This is a genomic window from Streptomyces sp. NPDC093261 (assembly GCF_044753645.1).
Taxonomy (GTDB): domain Bacteria; phylum Actinomycetota; class Actinomycetes; order Streptomycetales; family Streptomycetaceae; genus Streptomyces.
In genome coordinates this window covers 1-18,457 of record NZ_JBIVNO010000039.1, presented here as the reverse complement: position 1 = coordinate 18,457, position 18,457 = coordinate 1, and the positions used below count along the sequence as shown (strand labels likewise).

General features: G+C 70.9%; 13 protein-coding genes, 3 tRNA genes and 3 pseudogenes. 6 read left to right on the top strand and 13 right to left on the bottom strand.

The window, feature by feature from the left end; translation table 11 throughout:
* Positions 1-253, bottom strand: a pseudogene (locus tag ACIP94_RS38090) (hypothetical protein); the annotation flags it as partial.
* On the opposite strand from ACIP94_RS38090, the pseudogene ACIP94_RS38085 reads away from it, so the two are divergent.
* Together ACIP94_RS38085 and ACIP94_RS38080 are read left to right on the top strand one after the other, a co-directional pair.
* Positions 203-370: pseudogene (locus tag ACIP94_RS38085) on the top strand (site-specific integrase); the annotation flags it as partial. The pseudogenes ACIP94_RS38090 and ACIP94_RS38085 overlap by 51 nt on opposite strands.
* Positions 371-772: 402 nt before the next feature.
* Positions 773-2,416: a hypothetical protein gene (locus ACIP94_RS38080; protein WP_402436626.1), complete on the top strand. Its 1,644-nt coding sequence runs from the start codon at positions 773-775 to the stop codon at positions 2,414-2,416.
* An 87-nt stretch (positions 2,417-2,503) separates the two neighbouring features.
* On the opposite strand, the pseudogene ACIP94_RS38075 reads toward ACIP94_RS38080, so the two are convergent.
* The 3 genes and pseudogenes from ACIP94_RS38075 to ACIP94_RS38065 form a co-directional block, all read right to left on the bottom strand.
* Positions 2,504-2,641 (bottom strand): annotated as a pseudogene (locus ACIP94_RS38075) (arsenite S-adenosylmethyltransferase); the annotation flags it as partial.
* Positions 2,642-2,697: 56 nt separating this feature from the next.
* A tRNA-Arg gene (locus ACIP94_RS38070) sits at positions 2,698-2,770 on the bottom strand.
* Positions 2,771-2,988: 218 nt separating this feature from the next.
* Positions 2,989-3,079: transfer RNA gene (locus tag ACIP94_RS38065), tRNA-Ser, on the bottom strand.
* 329 nt (positions 3,080-3,408) lie between these two features.
* On the opposite strand from ACIP94_RS38065, the gene ACIP94_RS38060 reads away from it, so the two are divergent.
* Positions 3,409-3,888 carry an SSI family serine proteinase inhibitor gene (locus ACIP94_RS38060; protein ID WP_402436623.1) on the top strand — a complete coding sequence of 160 codons (480 nt, stop codon included), beginning with the start codon at positions 3,409-3,411 and terminating at the stop codon, positions 3,886-3,888.
* A 186-nt stretch (positions 3,889-4,074) separates the two neighbouring features.
* Positions 4,075-8,286 carry a PAS domain-containing protein gene (locus tag ACIP94_RS38055; RefSeq protein WP_402436620.1) on the top strand — a complete coding sequence of 1,404 codons (4,212 nt, stop codon included), beginning with the start codon at positions 4,075-4,077 and terminating at the stop codon, positions 8,284-8,286.
* Between the two features lie 204 nt (positions 8,287-8,490).
* On the opposite strand, the gene ACIP94_RS38050 is transcribed toward ACIP94_RS38055, so the two are convergent.
* The 6 genes from ACIP94_RS38050 to ACIP94_RS38025 form a co-directional block, all read right to left on the bottom strand.
* Positions 8,491-10,134, bottom strand: a complete 1,644-nt coding sequence (locus tag ACIP94_RS38050) for a long-chain fatty acid--CoA ligase (RefSeq protein ID WP_402436629.1) — start codon at positions 10,132-10,134, stop codon at positions 8,491-8,493.
* Positions 10,135-10,245: 111 nt separating this feature from the next.
* Entirely contained in the window at positions 10,246-10,821 is a 576-nt protein-coding gene (locus tag ACIP94_RS38045) for a SigE family RNA polymerase sigma factor (RefSeq protein WP_402436617.1), read from the bottom strand.
* A gap of 306 nt (positions 10,822-11,127) precedes the next feature.
* The gene (locus tag ACIP94_RS38040; RefSeq protein ID WP_402436614.1) at positions 11,128-12,294 is read right to left on the bottom strand and encodes a lipid-transfer protein; all 1,167 of its coding nucleotides are present in this window, start codon (positions 12,292-12,294) and stop codon (positions 11,128-11,130) included.
* Positions 12,291-12,713 carry an acyl dehydratase gene (locus tag ACIP94_RS38035; RefSeq protein ID WP_402436612.1) on the bottom strand — a complete coding sequence of 141 codons (423 nt, stop codon included), beginning with the start codon at positions 12,711-12,713 and terminating at the stop codon, positions 12,291-12,293. The genes ACIP94_RS38040 and ACIP94_RS38035 overlap by 4 nt, the downstream gene beginning before the upstream one ends.
* Position 12,714: 1 nt before the next feature.
* On the bottom strand, positions 12,715-13,719 hold the full coding sequence (locus ACIP94_RS38030) for a bifunctional MaoC family dehydratase N-terminal/OB-fold nucleic acid binding domain-containing protein (protein WP_402436609.1): 1,005 nt from the start codon (positions 13,717-13,719) through the stop codon (positions 12,715-12,717).
* A gap of 196 nt (positions 13,720-13,915) precedes the next feature.
* Positions 13,916-14,227 carry a hypothetical protein gene (locus ACIP94_RS38025; RefSeq protein WP_402436606.1) on the bottom strand — a complete coding sequence of 104 codons (312 nt, stop codon included), beginning with the start codon at positions 14,225-14,227 and terminating at the stop codon, positions 13,916-13,918.
* A 346-nt stretch (positions 14,228-14,573) separates the two neighbouring features.
* Here ACIP94_RS38025 and ACIP94_RS38020 point away from each other — a divergent pair, with 346 nt between their 5' ends.
* Positions 14,574-15,446: a bifunctional DNA primase/polymerase gene (locus ACIP94_RS38020; protein ID WP_402436603.1), complete on the top strand. Its 873-nt coding sequence runs from the start codon at positions 14,574-14,576 to the stop codon at positions 15,444-15,446.
* Between the two features lie 51 nt (positions 15,447-15,497).
* Positions 15,498-15,719 carry a hypothetical protein gene (locus ACIP94_RS38015; RefSeq protein WP_402436600.1) on the top strand — a complete coding sequence of 74 codons (222 nt, stop codon included), beginning with the start codon at positions 15,498-15,500 and terminating at the stop codon, positions 15,717-15,719.
* 310 nt (positions 15,720-16,029) lie between these two features.
* Here ACIP94_RS38015 and ACIP94_RS38010 read toward each other — a convergent pair whose 3' ends face one another.
* The 3 genes from ACIP94_RS38010 to ACIP94_RS38000 form a co-directional block, all read right to left on the bottom strand.
* A complete protein-coding gene (locus ACIP94_RS38010; protein WP_402436597.1) occupies positions 16,030-16,392 on the bottom strand; it encodes a hypothetical protein in 363 nt (120 codons plus the stop codon).
* A 296-nt stretch (positions 16,393-16,688) separates the two neighbouring features.
* Positions 16,689-17,753 carry an IS110 family transposase gene (locus ACIP94_RS38005; RefSeq protein WP_402436594.1) on the bottom strand — a complete coding sequence of 355 codons (1,065 nt, stop codon included), beginning with the start codon at positions 17,751-17,753 and terminating at the stop codon, positions 16,689-16,691.
* Positions 17,754-18,382: 629 nt separating this feature from the next.
* A tRNA-Ser gene (locus tag ACIP94_RS38000) sits at positions 18,383-18,454 on the bottom strand.
* Between the last annotated feature and the right edge of the window lie 3 nt (positions 18,455-18,457).

Below are 18,457 nucleotides of genomic sequence, written 5' to 3'. Positions count from 1 at the left end.
CCATGGTTCCCCGCACGACCTGGCACGGGTCCGGCACGGCCTCTTCGTCGAGCAGCCCGGCAAGTTCCCTCAGATCGTTCGCGACCATGACCTGAGCGAGGCGTCCGGCGACGGCCACGACTTCCGGCCAGACAGATGACTGGAGATACTCCTCGTCGGTGTCGTTGGGCGCCTCGGCCGCCGCGGCGTCAAGCGCGACACCGAGCTCTACGTGGATCACCATCTCCAGCGGGCAGGCCGCCAGATCGTCCACCGGGAGACCAAGACGGAGGAGTCGGACGACTACCTGCCGCTACCGGGGCTGTGCCTCAGGGCGCTCCGGATGCGGCGCGCTCAGCAGACCGGCGACCGGAAGACGGCCGGTGATCTCTGTGGCTTTCGGCGGCTTACGTGTGCCGTCGTCGCCGTCAAGGTTGCCGTCGTCTCCGAGCCACCGGCATCACCGGAACATCCTTCAGAACAAGCCGGGACCCGCCACCACAGTGAAGGCAGCGGCCAGTTCCCGAATGGCCGTCATGTAGGCAGCGCCAAAAGGCTGAGCCGCACCCGACACGACGTCGGTCACCCCAGCGTCGAACGGAAGGGGTGGATAACTAGGTTTTCCACGCGATCAGATGAGTCGCCCGCCGTCATATTGCGGCCTCGAAACGTACCCGGCGTACCGGGGGCACGGGGAGATCCCGACAGCCCTGCACACGGGTGGGGGTTGCCTCGGACGACGCCGTCACCAGGCGGCCGAACGGGTCGGCTCACCGACCCGTTCGGAGGATGGATGCACGTATCCCGTGTCTTGCGTTCGATCGTTGCCGTCGCCTCAGTGGGAGCGGTGCTGGTGGCCTCCCCGTCGTGGTCCGCCACGCCCGCCGCCAAAGCCGTACTCAAGCCGACCGTCCACGCGCACGCTTCTCGGTCCGCTGACTCCGGCCCCGCGGTGCACCATGACACCTCGCCACCGCTGCGTGAGCTGTGGCAAAAATCCAGACAGCTCCGCCGCGCCCCCCACGTCACGTCCCCCAGCAAGGGGCCTCACCCGTCCCTCACCAAGGCCCCGGGTCCCGATCGGGTGGTGCAGAACCACGACGGCAACCGGGGCCGGATCCGGTCGGGCGTAAGTTTCGAGGGCATCCGGGAGGGCGGGGGCGTCCCTCCTGACCCCAACGCCTCGGTAGGCTCCCGCCAGGTCGTGGAGATCACCAACTTCGAACTCGCGGTGTACTCCAAATCCGGTGCCACGCTACTAGGGCCGCTGACGACCCAAACCCTGTTCAGCGGGTTCGGCGGACCGTGCGAGACCGCTCAGAGCGACTTCCTCGGAGACCCCGAGGTCCGCTGGGACTCCCTGGCTCACCGCTGGATCATCAACCAGTTCGCCAGCGACGACGGAACCACCACGAATCGACTGTGCGTCGGCGTCTCCCGCACCGCGGACGCCACCGGCGAGTACTACCGCTACGACTTCGGGTATCAGAACCTCCCCGACCACCCGAAGTTCGCGGTGTGGCCGGACGCCTACTACGTGATCGCCACCGCCAACGCCGCCGGGACGCTCTTCGAGGCATGTGCCTGGGACCGGCACAGAATGCTGCGCGGAGCCGACGCTGACCAGCAGTGCTACACCGTCCCGGCCTCGACCATCCCGCTCGGCTCGGACCTCGACGGCACGACACCACCCCCGCGGGGCGAGCCCAACCTGCTGATCAACCTCGGCCCCACCGACGACAGCCTGCAGTACTGGCGGTTCCACGTCGACTGGACACACCAGGCCCGCACCACCCTCACGGGCCCGAAGGAGCTCAAGGTGGCCCCCTACATCCGGGCCTGCGAGAGTACCGATCCCACCCAGTGCGTCCCTCAGGCCGGCACCGCCCAGAAACTGGACTCGCTCTCCTACTCCCCCATGTACCGGTTCGCCTACCGCAACTTCGGCGACCACCAGTCCCTGGTCTTCAACCACGCGGTCGATGCCCGCGGCGGCGTGGGCGTGCGCTGGTACGAACTGCGGCTGCAGCACGGCCGGCCGGTCGTCCATCAGCAGAGCACCTACGCTCCGGGGCCCACGTACCGGTGGATGGGCTCGGTAGCCCAGGACAAGGTGGGCGACATCGCCCTGGGATACTCGCAGTCGTCCTCGCAGACCCATCCCTCGATCCGTATCACCGGACGCCTGGCGCACGACCCGCGGAACCTGATGACGTTCCACGAAACCACCGTGTGGACCGGCGCAGGTTCCCAGACCGGTAGCAACCGCTGGGGCGACTACACCTCCATGGCGATCGACCCGGTGGACAACTGTACGTTCTGGTACACCAACCAGTACCAACCGGCAGATGGCACCGGAAACTGGAACACCCGTATCGCCTCTTTCCGGCTCTCCGACTGCCAGACCCGCCGCCAGCGCGGCTACCGCCACAGGTGACACCCCCGGCCGACGGCACACCGTCGTCCACCCCGGACCGCCCTGCATGCCGGGGACTGCGGCAGGACCGCCGCAGTGGACGACTCATTAGTCATCGGCTCGGATGATCGCGGAGTGCATCCCATCGGCAGCGGCATGAGTCGGCGTGATCTCGATATCCGTGAAACCGGCCGCTTCCAGGCTCTGCCGGTACTCGGCGAACGACAGGGCGACGGCGATACTGCCGTCAAGCCAAAAGCCAGGGGCCCTGTGGATCACTCCACAGGGCCCCTGGCCTGTTGCGCACTCGGCAGGATTCGAACCTGCAACCTTCTGATCCGTAGTCAGATGCTCTATCCGTTAAGCTACGAGTGCTTGTTTTCTGTTTTTCGTCTTCGCTCCCGGCCCTTCCGGCCCGCTCGCGGCGACAGGAAGAACATTACATGACTGCCGCCGCCATGTGAAATCCATTAGGCACACCCCTTGTGACCTGCGAAAACGCCCCACAGGCGAGCAGGGGAGGCGGTTCGCGGGGGGCGGTCCCGGGAACGCCGAAGCCCCGGTCACGGGGACCGGGGCTTCGGGATCAAGTGCGGAGGCGGAGGGATTTGAACCCTCGATGGGCTTTAAGGCCCAAACCGCATTAGCAGTGCGGCGCCATAGACCGGACTAGGCGACGCCTCCAGCACAACCGTCCGCGCGCGAACGCGAATGGTGCGTGCAGATGATGACACAGCCGGGTGGGGTGTCACCAATCGCCCCCCACGGTACTAGGCAGGAAGGCCACAGGGCAAAGCACAAGGCCGCTGATCCACGAGCCGGATGCGTCGCGGAGGCATTCGGCGGGCATCGAGGGTCAGCTTGTGTCCGTTCTAGCCGGGTTCGTTACAGATTGGCCCCGGGTTGTGGCGGCCTCGTCGTCACCGGAGGGCTGTTTCCCTTTGGCACGGCAGCCACCTCCGCCACTCGGGTCACATACGAAACCGTCCCGCTTCGCCACCGTTAGTCATGGCATGGTCCAGTTCTCCTCGCGCACCGTGCTCCTCGGGGCCGTCGCCGTTCTCGCCGCCGTCGCCGCGCCCGCCCCGGCGGACGCGCACGGCACTCTGCCCCTGCCCCGCGCCGACCAGCTCGTCATCACCGTCCGGCAGGCCGGGGGCGCCGACGGGACGTATGTGCTGCGCTGCCACCCGTCGCGGGGCACGCATCCGAGCCCCGCCGCCGCGTGCGCCACGCTCGACCGGCGCACCGTCTGGGGGCACGACCCCTTCGCCCCGGTGCCGCCACGCGCCCTGTGCACGATGCAGTACGGCGGCCCGGCCACCGCGCGCATCTCCGGGACCTGGGCCGGGCGGCCGGTCGACGCGCGGTACGACCGCCGCGACGGCTGCCAGGTGGCCCGCTGGGACAGCCTCGTGCCGCTGCTTCCGGCGGTGCGTACGCGGGAAGAGCACCGTCCGTCCACAGCCGGCGCGGAGGTGCACCCGAGCTGAGGCCGGGTTCCGCGCGACGACCTGCGCGGTCACAGCTTCTGCGTCACTTCCGCGTGCGACCTCCCTCTCATCCGGCGCCGCTCGCGGGGCCGGTGCCCGTAGACTCCCTCGCGTGACACGCTGCGGGCCGATTGGCAAGATGGCCTCCGCGGTCGGCAAGGTGCGGTATCAGGGAGGAAGCGTCTCGTGAGCAGCAGGCCATCCCGAGGCGCTGCTCGCCTCGCTGCCATACTGGACGCGCTTCCCGACGCATTGGTGCTGGTCAACGCCAACGGGACGGTCGTCAACGCCAACACCATCGCCCTGGAGGCCTTCGAGACGCCCGGTACCGCCCTGGTCGGGCGCGGGCTGCTCGACCTGCTGCCGGAGTTCGACTCGCGGCTGATCCCGGGGTCCATGCGACGCCCCGACTCCACGGACCCGCGCGGGCGCACCAAGCCGACGCGGATGATCGCGCGGCGCACGGACGGCAGCGAGTTCCCCGTCGAGGTCACGAGCGCCAACCTCGAGGACGGCCGACAGGCCTACGACGGCTACGGCTACACCGGCGACGAGCTGCTCATGCTGGTCGTCCGCGATCTGTCCGGCACCGTCGACACGGAGGCCGAACTCGCCCGCTCCCAGCGGCAGACCGAGATGATCCTGCGTGCCGCGGCCGAGGGCGTGGTGGGCACGGACACCGACGGGCGGATCGTGCTCGTCAACCCCGCCGCCGCCCAGATTCTCGGCTACCGGGCCAGCGACCTGGGTGGCAAGGAGCTGCACACCCTCGTCCTGCACTCACGCGAGGACGGCGGCCCCTTCCCGTACACGGAGTCGCCGCTGCACGACACTCTGCGCTCCGGGCGCAAGCACCGGGTGCGCGGGCAGGTGCTGTGGTCCAAGGCCGGGGACAAGGTGCCGGTCGACCTGACGACCTCGCCGGTGCGTGACGGCGACCAGATCGTCGGCGCCGTGATGACGTTCACCGACCGGCGCCCCTTCGACACGCTCGTCGCGGAGAAGGAGGAGGCGGAACAGCAGCACCGGCAGGAGCTGGAGCGGATCGCCAAGGAGCACGAGGAGGAGCTGACGCGGCTGCGGGAGGAGCACACCGCCGAACTCGGCGACGTGCGCGAGCGGCACGCGGAGGAGATCGCGGCCGGCGAGGAGCGCTACGCCGCGCTCGGCGAGCGCGAGAAGGACCGCTACGAGGCCCTGGCCGGCCGGCACGAGCAACTGCTCGCCATGCTCGGCCAGTCACTGCGCGGCCCCCTCGACGAACTGCGCGGCGAGCTGTCCAAGCTCGCCGCGGACGACGCCGGCCAGCTGTGGCCCGAGGCCAACCAGGTTCTCCACCACCTCGCGGCCGGCTACTCGCGGATCACCACGCTCGTCGACAACGTCCTCGACTACCAGCGCCTGGACGCGGGCGAGGACCAGCTCGTGCGGACGACCGTCATGCTCGACGCGGTCGTCGCCGCGGGTGTCGACGACGCCGTCGAGCTGATCGGGCCCGGACGGGTGCAGTTCGCCGTCCACGCCCCGCCCATCGAGGCCGAGGTCGACCCGCAGCGGCTCGCCCAGGCGCTCGCGCATCTCATCGCGGATGTGGCGGGCGTCGACGCCACGGGCAACGCGCCCGTCTCGGCGGGCGGCTACCTGGACAACACCGTCGTCGTGGCGGCCGCGCAGCGCGGCGAGGTCGTACGCATCGAGGTGCGCGGCCCGTACGCCGGGGGAGACCCGGTGCACCAGCCGATCGTCGGCGGGATCGTGCGCGCGCACGGCGGTGTGCTGCAGACGCACGAGGTGCCGGGGATGAGCGGCAGTGCGTACGTACTGGAGGTGCCGCTCGGCGGCGGCGCCGGGGCGGTCACGGCACCCCTGGTCAGGACACCCGTGGAGGAGACCCGCGGCGAGATCGCGCAGACCGCGCAGCCGGAGCTGCAGCCCGCACAGCGGAGCGGCGGCCGGCGGCGGGCCCGCCGGTCGTCCGTGGACGCGTTCCTGGAAAGCGAGGTGGGCGCCGGGTCCGCCCCGTCCGCCGAGCCTGCGGCCGCGCCCACCGGGCGGCGCAGGCGGCGTGCGTCGGAGGAGTCGGCCGCCGAGGCGTTGGCTCCGGCACAGACGGCCGAGGGCGAGAACGCGGTGGAGACCTCGGCGTCCGGTGGCACGGGCCGGCGGCGCGGGCGGCCGAGCCCCGCCGAGGGCGTGTCCGAGGGCTCGGTGGTGACCGCGGCGGAGCATGCCGCCGGAGCCGCCGCGTCGGCCACCGGACTGGGGGAGGCCGTACCGCCGCAGGGGGTGCCGGTGCCCACCGGCCGTCGCGCCCGCCGGGACACCGAGCCGCAGGCGCTGCCGCCCGCACTGCCCACGGCCCCCGACGCGCCGTCGCCCCAGGACTCCGCCGCCACACCGACCGGACGCCGTCGGCGCGCCCTGGCCGCCGCGAACGAGCGGGCCGCCGCCGCGAATTCCGGTGCCCGGACCGTGTTCGCGCTGCCGCCTGCGGAGGCGGACCGCGCGCCGGAGCAGCCCGCCTCCGCCGCTCCCGTGCCCGCTCCCGCTCCCGCTCCCGTGGACGAGAGTCGTCATGACGCGGTGGCGCACGACACGGCCGACGACCACACCCCGCCGCAGCCGCACCCCGTTGCCGCGCCCATGGGCCGCCGCCGTGCCCGACCGGCGACCCCGGACGGGACGGACACGACCGGAACCGCGCCCGGGCAGATGAGCCCGGCGGTCCCCGCGCAGGGCGGCCCCGCACCGACGGGCCCCCAGCCTGTCCCGGCTCCAGGCATGCCCGTGCCCGTGGCCCCTGCTGTGGCCGTGCCCCCGCAGCCCCTCCCTGCTCAGGCGGTGGCGGGCGGGTCCGGCGGCGTTGATCAGCCCGGGCCTGGGCCCGCGGTACCGGGTCGGCCGGCTCCCGCCGCCGTTCCCGGTCCGCCCGTCCCTGGCCGGCCCGTTCCCGGACAGCCCCCCGCCACCGCGCAGCCCGGCGCGCAGGGGCAGCCCGGGCCGCAGCCGATGGTGGCCGCCCACGCCACACCCGCGGGCGGTGCGCCCGTACCGCCCGCGCCCGGGACGCCGGTGCCCCCGGTGCCCCCACAGGGGACCTGGTCCGGTTCGGGTGACCCCTCCGGGGCCGGGATGCCGCTGCCGCAGCCCACGCCGTCGGCGGGCACGCCGCTGCCTCCGGAACGCACCGGCCAGCCACGCACCGCCCAGCCACGGGCCGCCCAGCCGCTGCCGGCCGAGGCCGCCGCGCCCATGGACCCGAACTCCACGCAGGGCCGGGCGATCAGCGTGCGGACGCTCGGGCAGGGTGTGCCGTTCGCGCGTCAGCAGGCGGCGCAGGCCCAGGCCCAGCCCCGCCCCCAGTCGCCCACGCCGCCGCCGCACGCGTCGAACGGTTCTGGTCGTCGCCGCAAGCTCGGCACGCCTCCGGAGCCCGCGGGCGAGCGCCCGGAGACGGCGATGCGTCCGCATCCCCAGTCCGCCTCGGCTCCGGTCCCGCCGCAGCCCTCCCTGGCCGGGCAGTCCCGCCTGGCCGGCACCACGGAGGGCGGCGGACGGTCGTACGCCATAGGGGCACCGGATGTGAACGCCGACGAGGGCCCCGAGCCGCTCGACGGTCCGGGCGGTGCCGTGGAGATCGCCGACCAGCCCCAGTCACGGCCGATGGACGACGAACTGCCCCCGGAGCCACTCGACAACCCGCGTCGGCTGCTCGTCTGGCCCGCGCCGGACGTGACGACCCAGCAGGCGCTGAGCGACCGCGGCTACCGGCCCGTCATCGTCAACTCCCGTGAGGAGGTCGACGCGCAGATCGCCGCCTTCCCGGCCGCCCTCTTCGTCGACCCGCTCACCGGCCCGATCACACGGACCGCGCTCCAGTCGCTGCGTCAGGCGGCGGTGGCCGCCGAGGTTCCCGTACTCGTCACAGCGGGGCTGGGACAGGCGACGCGCGAGGCGGCGTACGGCGCCGACCCGGCCGTACTGCTGAAGGCACTCGCCCCGCGCGACTCCGAGCAGCACCCGCCGCGTGTGCTGCTCATCGAGGAGCACGCGGAGATCGCGCTGGCCCTCACGGCGACCCTGGAACGGCGGGGCATGCAGGTCGCACGGGCTGCGTCGGACGCGGACGCGGTCACCCTGGCGGCGCAGATGCGGCCGAACCTGGTGGTGATGGATCTGATGCAGATGCATCGCCGGCAGGCCGGGGTGGTCGACTGGCTGCGCGCGAACAACCTGCTCAACCGCACCCCGCTCGTCGTCTACACCACGGCCGTGGACCAGGCCGAGCTGCCGCGGCTGGTCTCGGGGGAGACGGTCCTGTTCCTGGCGGAGCGCTCGACGAGCCCCAAGGTGCAGGAGCGGATCGTGGATCTCCTGGCGCGGATCGGCACCAACTGATCGGCACAAACTGATCGGCACCAGCCGGTCAGCGGCAACCGGTCAGCAGCGACCGGTCACCGGTCAGCGGCAACCGGTCGGCACCCTCCCGGCGCCACCAACCGGGACTGAGCGAAACGGACTTACCGGTTCATATGTCGCGTGGGGCGCTGTTTCACGTGAAACAGCGCCCCACACGCGCGTCCAACGCCCCTGTGCCCGGCCCTAGATGAGCGTGACGTCCAGTTCGCCCGCCGCGTACTGCCGGCGCAGCAGCTTCTTGTCGAACTTGCCGACACTCGTCTTGGGTACGGCCCCGAGGACCGTCCAGCGCTCCGGGAGCTGCCACTTGGCGATCCTCGCCTCCTCGACGAGGAAGGACCGGAGGGTGGTGAAGTCCGCGGTGGAGCCCTCCTGGAGCACCACGATCGCCAGCGGACGCTCACCCCACTTCTCGTCGGGCACGGCGACGACGGTCGCCTCGGTGACATCCGGGTGGGACATCAGCGCGTTCTCCAGATGGACCGACGAGATCCACTCGCCGCCGGACTTGATGACGTCCTTGGCACGGTCGGTGAGGGTGAGGTAGCCGTCGGGGCTGATGGTGCCGACGTCCCCGGTCTTGAGCCAGCCGTCCTCGCTGAACTTGTCGTCGGGGCGCAGGGGCTCGGCATCGGGGCCGTTGTAGTACGCGCCCGCGATCCACGGTCCGCGCACCTCCAGCTCGCCCGCGGACTCGCCGTCCCAGGGGAGCCGCTTACCGTCGGGACCGGTGAGACGGGCCTCGACGCCGGTCGGGAAGCGTCCCTGGGTGAGCCGATAGGCGAACTCCTGGTCCGTGCCCAGCGCATGGGCGGGCGGTCGGGCCGTCGTGCCGAGCGGGGACGTCTCGGTCATGCCCCAGGACTGGATGACGCGCATGCCGAGCTTGTCGAAGGCCGCCATGAGCGCGGGCGGACAGGCCGAACCACCGATGGTGACGTGGCCGAGGGAGGCGACGTCCCGGGGCCGGGCGGTCAGTTCGGCGAGCAGACCCTGCCAGATGGTGGGGACGGCGGCGGCGTAGGTAGGCCGCTCCTTCTCGATCATCTCGGCGAGCGGCGCGGGCTGCAGGAAACGGTCCGGCATGAGCAGGTTGATGCCGGTCATGAAGGTGGCGTGCGGCAGGCCCCAGGCGTTGACGTGGAACTGCGGAACCACGACGAGTGCAGTGTCCTGGTCGGTCAGGCCCAGCGACTCGGCCATGTTGCACTGCATGGAGTGCAGGTAGACGGACCGGTGGGAGTAGAGGACGCCCTTGGGGTCACCGGTGGTGCCGGAGGTGTAGCACATGGCGGCGGCCTGGCGTTCGTCCAGCTCCGGCCAGTCATAGGCGGTCGGCTTGCCGAGGAGGAGTTCCTCGTACTCGTACACCTGGACGGAGGTGTCGGCGAGCAGGGAACGGTCGCCCGGGCCGGCCACGATCACATGCTCGACGGTCTTCAGATGCGGCAGCAGCGGAGCGAGCAGCGGCAGCAGGGAGCCGTTGGCGATGATGACCCGGTCGGCGGCGTGGTTGGCGATCCACACCAATTGCTCGGCGGGGAGGCGCAGGTTGAGGGTGTGCAGAATGGCGCCCATGGAGGGGATCGCGAAGTACGCCTCGACGTGCTCCGCGTTGTTCCACATGAGGGTCGCGACCCGGTCGTCGTCCCGGACGCCGAGGTCCTCGCGCAGGGCGTGGGCCAACTGGGCGGCACGGGCGCCGATCTCGGCGTAGGAGCGGCGGTGCGGTTCGCCCTCGCCGGTCCAGGTGGTCACCTGAGACGATCCGTGGACCGTCGACCCGTGGGTCAGGATCCTCGAGATCAGCAGCGGTACGTCCTGCATCGTGCTCTGCACGGCGTCCTCCCGGGGCGACGTTGCCTACGCGGTGGTAGGGGGTTGCGCTGATTCTGCGCACATACCACTCGGTATGTCACTAGTCCCCGGCATGATCGATCAGTGATCGGGCCGTGATGTACAACGCACCGGCTCCAGTTCGGGGTCCTCGCGGAGCTTGCCCAGGGCCCTGGACACCGCGGACTTCACCGTGCCGATGGAGACACCGAGCACCTCGGCAGTCTGGGCCTCGCTCAGGTCCTCGTAGTACCGCAGGACCACCATCGCCCGCTGACGCGCCGGAAGTTTTGTGATCGCCCGCCACATGGCGTCGTGCAGCGCCTGTTCCTCGGCCGGGTCCGCGGCCGGCGTCCCCTCCGGCTCGGGCAGCTCGTCGCAGACGAATTCGTCGACCTTGCGCTTGCGCCACTGCGAGGTCCGCGTATTGAGCAGGGCCCGGCGCACATACCCGTCGAGCGCGCGGTGGTCCTCGATCCGCTCCCATGCGACATAGGTCTTCGCGAGGGCGGTCTGCAGCAGGTCCTCGGCATCGCTCGGGTTCGCGGTCAGCGAGCGGGCGGTACGCAGCAGTACCGGCTGGCGTGCCTTGACGTATGACGAGAACGACGGGTAGGGAAGGGTCTGCCTCGCTGATGCAGCGGCGTTCGGAGCGCTGGTGCAGACGGGTGTGGTCATGGCTACACGCTAGGTTCGCCTCCCCTTGCGGCGGATCGGCCGCAGGTCCCGAAGCGGTCTCCGCCTCAGGTTGTATGCGGGGGGCTGTCCCCACCTCCTGAAGGTGGACGAGCCGGTGCACCCGCCCGAGGGTTCGCCCCTGAGGGGCGGGCCCGGGGCGGCGGCCGACCCGGCGGCCACGGTGGTCGTAGGGGCGGGCGGCGCGCGCCATCCGGGTCGGGCGGTCGTTCGTCCCCGTGCCCGGGCAGATGAGCCCGTGTCCGTGCCCCGGTCCGGCGTCCTCGTGCCCGGGTCAGCCGTCAGCCGTCAGCCGTCCGCCGTCAGGATCAGACCGGAGGTGGGGACGCCGGTGCCCGCGGTGACCAGGATGCGGGCGGCGCCGGGTATCTGGTTCACCGCGGTGCCGCGCAGTTGCCGTACCGCCTCCGCGATGCCGTTCATCCCGTGCAGATACGCCTCTCCCAACTGCCCTCCATGGGTGTTGAGCGGCAGCGTCCCCGCGGCCACGAAGTCCGCCGCCGCGCCCGGTGCGCAGAACCCGAACTCCTCCAGCTGCATCAGCACGAACGGCGTGAAGTGGTCGTAGAGAATGCCCACGTCGATGTCCTCGGGCCCCATGTCCGACGTCCGCCAGAGCTGACGGGCCACCACGCCCATCTCGGGCAGCCCGGTCAGGTCGTCCCGGTAGAAGCTCGTCATCTGCTCCTGGGCGCGGCCCGCGCCCTGCGCGGCCGCCGTGATCACCGCGGGCGGGTGCGGCAGGTCACGCGCCCGCTCGACGGAGGTGACCACCAGCGCCTGGCCGCCGTCCGTCTCCTGGCAGCAGTCGAGCAGCCGCAGCGGCTCCGCGATCCAGCGGGAGGCCGCGTGGTCGGCCAGGGTGATGGGCCGGCCGTGGAAGTACGCCGCCGGGTTCGTCGCCGCGTACCGGCGGTCCGTCACGGCCACCCGGCCGAACGCCTCCGGTGTCAGCCCGTGGACATGGAGGTACCGCTGGGCCGCCATCGCCACCCAGGACGCCGGGGTGAGCAGCCCGAACGGCAGCGACCAGCCCAGCGCCGCCCCCTCCGCCGACGGCTCCCGATGCTGCACCCCCGAGCCGAAGCGGCGGCCGGAGCGTTCGTTGAAGGCGCGGTAGCAGACCACGACCTCGGCCACCCCGGTCACCACCGCGAGCGCGGCCTGCTGAACCGTCGCGCACGCCGCTCCGCCCCCGTAGTGGATCCGGGAGAAGAAGGACAGCTCACCGATCCCGGCCGCCTGGGCGACGGTGATCTCGGGGCTGGTGTCCATCGTGAACGTGACCATGCCGTCGACGTCCGCGGGCGACAGCCCCGCGTCGTCCAGCGCGGCCCGTACCGCCTCCACCGCCAGCCGCAGCTCGCTGCGGCCGGAGTCCTTGGAGAACTCGGTGGCGCCGATCCCGACGACCGCCGCCCGTCCGCCGAGAGCGTCCCTCGTCCGCACGCTCATCGGGCTCCCCCGCCCGGGAGGGTGACGGTGACCGTTCCGGTGACGTGCCGGCCGATGCCGTTGTCCCCGGCCACGCGCACCGTCGCGGTGTCCCCGTCGAGCTCCTCGACCGTGCCGGTCAGCACCATGGTGTCCCCCGGATGGTTGGGCGCGCCGAGCCGGATGGCCACCCTGCGCAGGACCGCCTCCGGACCGAAGTGGTCCGTGACATACCGCCCGACCAGGCCGTTCGTGGTCAGGATGTTCATGAAGATGTCGGGGGAACCCTTGTGGCGGGCCAGCTCGGCGTCGTGGTGCACGTCCTGGTAGTCACGGGAGGCGATCGCCCCGGCCACGATCAGTGTGCGCGTGATCTCGATCGTGAGCGGTGGCAGGCGCGTTCCCGGCTGTACCTGCGTGTCCGGTTGTTCGAGGCCCATGTCAGTCCTCAGCCCCGTTGCCGTCCTGGGCCCGGAACACCGGGAGCTCCAACTCGTCGTCGTACCGGACGAATTCCAGGCGGACGGGCATGCCGATCCGCACCTTGTCGTACGGCACCCCGATCACATCGCTGACGATCCGCACGCCTTCTGCCAGCTCGATCAGGCCGACCGCGTAGGGAGGGGAGAAGGCGGGGAACGGGGGATGGTGCATGACCACATACGAGTAGACCGTCCCGGCGCCGCCCGCCTCGATGGTGTCCCACTCGGGCGAACCGCACGCGTTGCACCCCGGCAGCCAGGGGAAGCGGAGAGTAGCGCAACCGGAGCACCGCTGGATCAGCAGCCGGTGCCGGGCCACGCCCTCCCAGAACCCGGCGTTGTCCCGGTTGATCACCGGGCGGGGCCTTCGGCCGCCGGGTCTGTCGCGCGCAGGCGCGTCCTTCGTCGGTGCATCCCGCGTCGACGCGTCCTTCGTGGGCCCGTCCTTCGCCGGGGTGGGCTTCACGGACGCATCCTTCGCCGGCGCGTACTTGAGGACACGGAAGCGGTGGGTCCCCACCGTCTCCCCGTCCACCCGTACATTCATCCGCGTCGTCACGAAGTATCCCGCGCCGAGTTTCGTCCGCTTCCGGTCCGACACCGACTCGATCACCGCGTCGAAGGTGATCTCGTCGCCGGGCCGCAGCGGGCGCAGATACTCCTGCTCGCAGTCCGTGGCGACGATCGAGGTGCAGCCGGCCTCGTCGAGCAGTGCGAGCAGTTCGATGTACGCCCCCGTGCGTCCCGCACCGGAAAGACCGCCCATCGTCCACGCCTGGAGCATGGTGGGCGGGGCGATGGCGTCGCGGCCGGTGTACGCGGGGTTGGTGTCGCCCATCGCCTCGCACCAGTGCCGGATCATGGGCGCGTTGACCGGGTCCTTGCCGACGCCCGCGACCGCGGCCGGCCGGCCCTCGTAGGCCTTCAGCCGCGCGGCGAACGCACTCTCGCCCGCGTCGATCATCGGCTCCCCCTCTCCCGGAGCAAGACTTTCTGACTGTCCGTCAGATCATGGGCACTGTCAAGGCGGATGTCCACGCGCGTGTGGACACCGGTGAACGTCCGCGCGGCGGCACCGAAGTGCCGCCGCGCGGACGTGTGATGACCCCGGAAAGCACACACGTGGAATCAGGGCCGACGATGTCGCGCCGGCCGCGCGCTCACCACAGACGGGTGAAGTGGATGAGCACGGTCTGGCTCCGCTGGTTGATGGACGTGAACGCGGAGTGGTTCACCTGGGCCGTGTTGCTCTGATTCGAGGCACCGGCGCCTACCGCCTGTTGCTGTGTGGTGGACGAGTTGCCGTTGTTGTCGCGGCCGACGCCGCTGCCGGTGATACTCGCCGCCGCCGCGTTCGATCCGTCGCCCGCGAAGGCTCCGTTGTCCGCCGAGGCGACGCCCGTGAAGAGGGCGGCGGCGAGGGGGAGCGCCGCGACAGCGGCGAGGACGCGGGCGGTACGGATGCTTGCCATGTGTTTCCTCCAGAACCCTGTACGTGCCGGCCGGGTCGCCGGTGCGTACGTGAAATGCGGCTTGTGCCAAGGCAGTTGGCCGACCGCCTCGGACGGTGCACGACGTCGCGACTCCAGAGTTGCCCACCGCATCACCGGCGAATCTCCCCGGAAGCCGTGATTCGCCCTCAAGCGTGAGGAGTGGTCGATAAACCCCTTTCGCGACACTTCCCCGCGGGGTGCCCGGACGGCGACCGCCGAGGCCCTCGGATCCCGTACACCCCAAGGGCGGAGGCCGTCCCGGCGCGGCCCGCCGAGCACCACACCCCTCTTCCTTTTTTCGAACGTACGTACGAAAATGGGGACCATGGCCACCACCGACCGGCAGGCCACCACCCTGGCCCTGGCCCACGCCCTGTCCGCTGCGGAGCGCGGACTGGCGGTGATCCCGCTGTCCCGGACGAAGTTGCCCGCCCTGCGCTCCCCCCATCGCGACGACCCCGATCCGACGGCAGCCATGTGCCACGGCGAGTGCGGCCGCTTCGGCCACGGGGTGTACGACGCCACGACCGACCCCCGCCGCATCCGCGCGCTGTTCGCCGCCGCGCCCTGGGCCACCGGCTACGGCATCGCCTGCGGACTGCACCCCCACCATCTGATCGGTATCGACCTCGACACCAAGTCCGGCACCGACTCCTCGGCCGCCCTGCGCGAACTGGCGCTGCGCCATCTGTTCACCATCCCCGAGACGGTGGTCGTGCTGACCCCGAGCGGCGGCCGGCACCTGTGGCTGAGCGGGCCGCCGGACGTCGTCGTCCCCAACTCGGCGAGCCGTCTGGCCCCCGGCATCGATGTCCGGGGCGCCGGCGGCTATCTGGTCGGCCCCGGCTCACGCACCGAACACGGCGCGTACGGCATCGTGCCGGGCACCGCGCACCTGGCGCCCGCGCCCTGCCCGCCCGCCCTGCTGCGCCTGCTCACGCCCCCGCCGCGCACCAGCCACCCCACGCCCTCGTCGACCGGGCGGCACGGCCAGGGCCTGGTCCAGTTCGTCCTGACCGCACACGAGGGTCAGCGCAACACCCGCCTCTTCTGGGCCGCCTGCCGGGCGTACGAGAACGGCTTCGGCCCCGACCTCGCCCCCGCCCTGGTCGACGCGGCGATCCGCACCGGCCTCACCGGGCGCGAGGCCCGCTCGACGGTCGCGTCGGCGGCACGGATGACGGGGCATCGGCCCTGACCGCGGGAAGTGACCCTTGGCGGCGAGGCTCCGCCCTGTCATGATCCCGCCGTGATCACCCTTGGGAAGGCCACCCGCCTGCTGGACCTCTTTCTCGACCTGATGGGCGTGGCGGTGGGCGCCGCACTCCTGCTGGTGGGCATCCACACCTACCGCGAAGGAGGATCCGCGGGCTGGCCCATCGCGGGGGCGGCCCTGTTCCTGGCCAACCTCTGGATGGCCTGGCGCCGAGTCGCCCGGCGCATCAGGGCCGCTCGCCCGCGAAGCGGCTGAGCCGGAACCGGTGAGAGCCCCCGCGCATGCGGAAGGGGTGCCCCGCCGTCAAGGGGCACCCCTTCTGACCAGCAAGGATCTGACATGCACGGCCTCTGGCCTGCAAGCGGCGGGTGTGGGATGTGAACCCACGGTGGCTCGCGCCACGACGGTTTTCAAGAGCGAGGGATCCGGCCCGGCCGTTTGACGTTGACGTCTGCGACCACCGGCTCGTCCGTGTACGGGCCGCACGCCGGACTCGCCCCCGCTGTACTCGCGGCGGGGGGCGCGGCGTGACGACCTCTCATCGGGACGGATCAGCGTGTTCCTGTCAGGATCTGCCGCGGGGGAGGCGGATACACACGGCCTTGACAGTGACATGGAAGGTGAACGTGCTGGCGTTTCGGATGGTGCCTCTCCAGGTGGTGGCGCTGGTCGGTTGGGTCTCGTAGACGTACACACCGCTGCTGATGAAGTTGTCGGCGGTGATGCCACCGCCGGTGACCACCGTCCCGGACGGGCAGGTGGCGGTGACGGTGCAGAAACTGTCGGGGGTGCACGTCTGAGTGTTGGACACCTGCACATAGCGGACAGACGGCCGGCCCTCCTTCTGATGAGCGGGAGCGGCCGCCAGAGCGGGAGTGCCCGTGCTCACGGCGAAGAGAGCCGGCAGGGCCGTGAGGCCGGCGGCCAATACGCCTCTGTAGCGGGGAAGCGGACTGAAGCGGCGACCAGCGCGCATGACTGACCTGCTTTCTACGTCGAACTGCGCCCTACCTGACAGAAACCTGGCGGCCCCGAGTGGGCGCCTCCCTCATGGTGCGATGAACACACCGGGGAGCAGAACAGACACACCCATATCGCCATCTTCTTGGCCTAAGGGTGCCCTGCCAGCCTCGCCGTGGCTCAGCTTGGGGTGTCGCGGCACATCGACCCAGACAGAGCCGAGCAGACGCGGCCCAGGGGCGTCAAGGAAGCTCCTATAGATCGTCAAGCGGTCTGTAGGAGTTCTGCCTGTGAGGTGTTCGTGCTGGTCAGATGCTTGTAGACCTCGCGCGCGATGAAGCGTTTGAGGCAGCGGAAGATGTCCTTCTTTGACATGCCTTCGGCTGTGCGGCGTGCGACGTAGAGCCGTGTGCGAGCGTCGTAGCGCATGCGCACGAGGGCGATCGTGTGGAGGGCATGGTTGGCCTGGCGGTCGCCGCCGCGGTTGAGGCGGTGGCGGTTGGTCCGGCCAGAGCTTGCGGAGATTGGGGCTGCCCCGCAGAGGTGAGCGAAGGAGGCTTCGGATTTCAGACGGTCGGGGTTGTCGCCGGCGGTGATCAGGAGCTGGGCGGCCGTCTCGGTGCCGACACCGATCAGTTCCAACAGCCCCGGGGCCGCCTGCGCGACCAGGGGTTGGAGTTCCGCGTCAGCCTCGGCTATCTCCTCGGTGAGGTTTTGGTGGCGGCAAGCCAGTCGCCGCAGGGCGGTTTTGACCGCACAGCTCGGGTCGGCGAGATCGGTGCCGGGGCGGGAGCGGGACAGCTGCGAGATCAGCTGATAAGTGGGCAGGCCACGTAGGCGTTCACGTACCTCGGCAGGGGCCGAGACGATGAGCGTACGGATCTGGTTGATCGTCTGGGTGCGGGCCTTGATGGCCGAACGGCGGACGACCCGCAGGGATCGGATGGCCTCCACGACGCCGTCGCGGGTTTTCGGCCGGCCGTTGGCGCGGCCGGACAGGACGGCGGTCGCGGCCGCGTAGGCGTCGACGGGGTCGGACTTGCCGTTGGCCCGCCGGGCCTTGCGGTCGGGGCGGTCAACGTCGACGACGGTGACCTCGTTCGCCAACAGGAAGCGGGCGAGTTCGGAGCCGTAGGCGCCGGTGCCTTCGACCCCGACGGCGAGCACATCACCGTGCGAGCGCATCCACTCCAACAGGCGCCGGTAGCCATCGGGAGTCGTGGGGAACGGTGCGGTGGCAAGGTGCCGGCCGATGGAGTCGATCACCGCGGCCTGGTGGAAGTCGGTGTGGGTGTCCACGCCGCCGACCACCACGATCTGGTCTGCCATGCTGTGTCGTGCTGTCCTTCCGTGCGATACGCGAGGGATCGCACGGGCCGGTCGGGCGGCTGGACAAGACTGTGGTGGGACCTTTGGCCGGGCTCCTATGAGGTCACAGGCGCCCGACCGGCCGCGTGCAAAGCGCCGCCCAGCCAGCCGACGATTCCTGGAGAGGACAGCTCGAAGCCTCAATCGTTCGGTGGGTCAGGCCTGCCGAGCAGCGCCGCGGTGAATCCTCACAGTCGTTCGTACAGTGGCGCGCTCCACCTGGACGCCAGGAGCCACGCCCGCTCCACGGTGTGTGGGCCGACGGCAGACGGGATGGGAGCCGGGAAGGGCGGTGGGTGAGGGGAGATCGTTGACGCGCCCCTGAGGAAGACCTCAGGACGCGCGTCGTGTTTCAGCTCAGCGCGCAAACCACCCATGGCGGTGAGGTGTTCCTATTGGGGCCAGGCGCCGGCCGCGCCCCCGGCGTGCCCGATCGAAGAGCGACCGGCGGGGAGACGCGGGAAACTGCAGTAGTCCCCTTGCGTGCCCGACCGAGCGGGAAACCACGGGGAGACACGGTGACGAGCGGGCTGCGCCCAGCGCAACGGCCCCCGACCGTCCTGCCTGGTCGGGGCCGTCAATCTGCGCGGTGGGTGTGGGATTTGAACCCACGGTGGCTCGCGCCACGACGGTTTTCAAGACCGTCCAAGAACCACGACTGCCGA

Excerpts from the sequence above, each read along its gene's own strand:
- ACIP94_RS38080 (WP_402436626.1), top strand. The coding sequence starts at position 773 with ATGCACGTATCCCGTGTCTTGCGTTCGATCGTTGCCGTCGCCTCAGTG.
- ACIP94_RS38060 (WP_402436623.1), top strand. The coding sequence starts at position 3,409 with ATGGTCCAGTTCTCCTCGCGCACCGTGCTCCTCGGGGCCGTCGCCGTT.
- ACIP94_RS38050 (WP_402436629.1), bottom strand. The coding sequence starts at position 10,134 with ATGCAGGACGTACCGCTGCTGATCTCGAGGATCCTGACCCACGGGTCG.
- ACIP94_RS38045 (WP_402436617.1), bottom strand. The coding sequence starts at position 10,821 with ATGACCACACCCGTCTGCACCAGCGCTCCGAACGCCGCTGCATCAGCG.
- ACIP94_RS38040 (WP_402436614.1), bottom strand. The coding sequence starts at position 12,294 with ATGAGCGTGCGGACGAGGGACGCTCTCGGCGGACGGGCGGCGGTCGTC.
- ACIP94_RS38035 (WP_402436612.1), bottom strand. The coding sequence starts at position 12,713 with ATGGGCCTCGAACAACCGGACACGCAGGTACAGCCGGGAACGCGCCTG.
- ACIP94_RS38030 (WP_402436609.1), bottom strand. The coding sequence starts at position 13,719 with ATGATCGACGCGGGCGAGAGTGCGTTCGCCGCGCGGCTGAAGGCCTAC.
- ACIP94_RS38025 (WP_402436606.1), bottom strand. The coding sequence starts at position 14,227 with ATGGCAAGCATCCGTACCGCCCGCGTCCTCGCCGCTGTCGCGGCGCTC.
- ACIP94_RS38020 (WP_402436603.1), top strand. The coding sequence starts at position 14,574 with ATGGCCACCACCGACCGGCAGGCCACCACCCTGGCCCTGGCCCACGCC.
- ACIP94_RS38005 (WP_402436594.1), bottom strand. The coding sequence starts at position 17,753 with ATGGCAGACCAGATCGTGGTGGTCGGCGGCGTGGACACCCACACCGAC.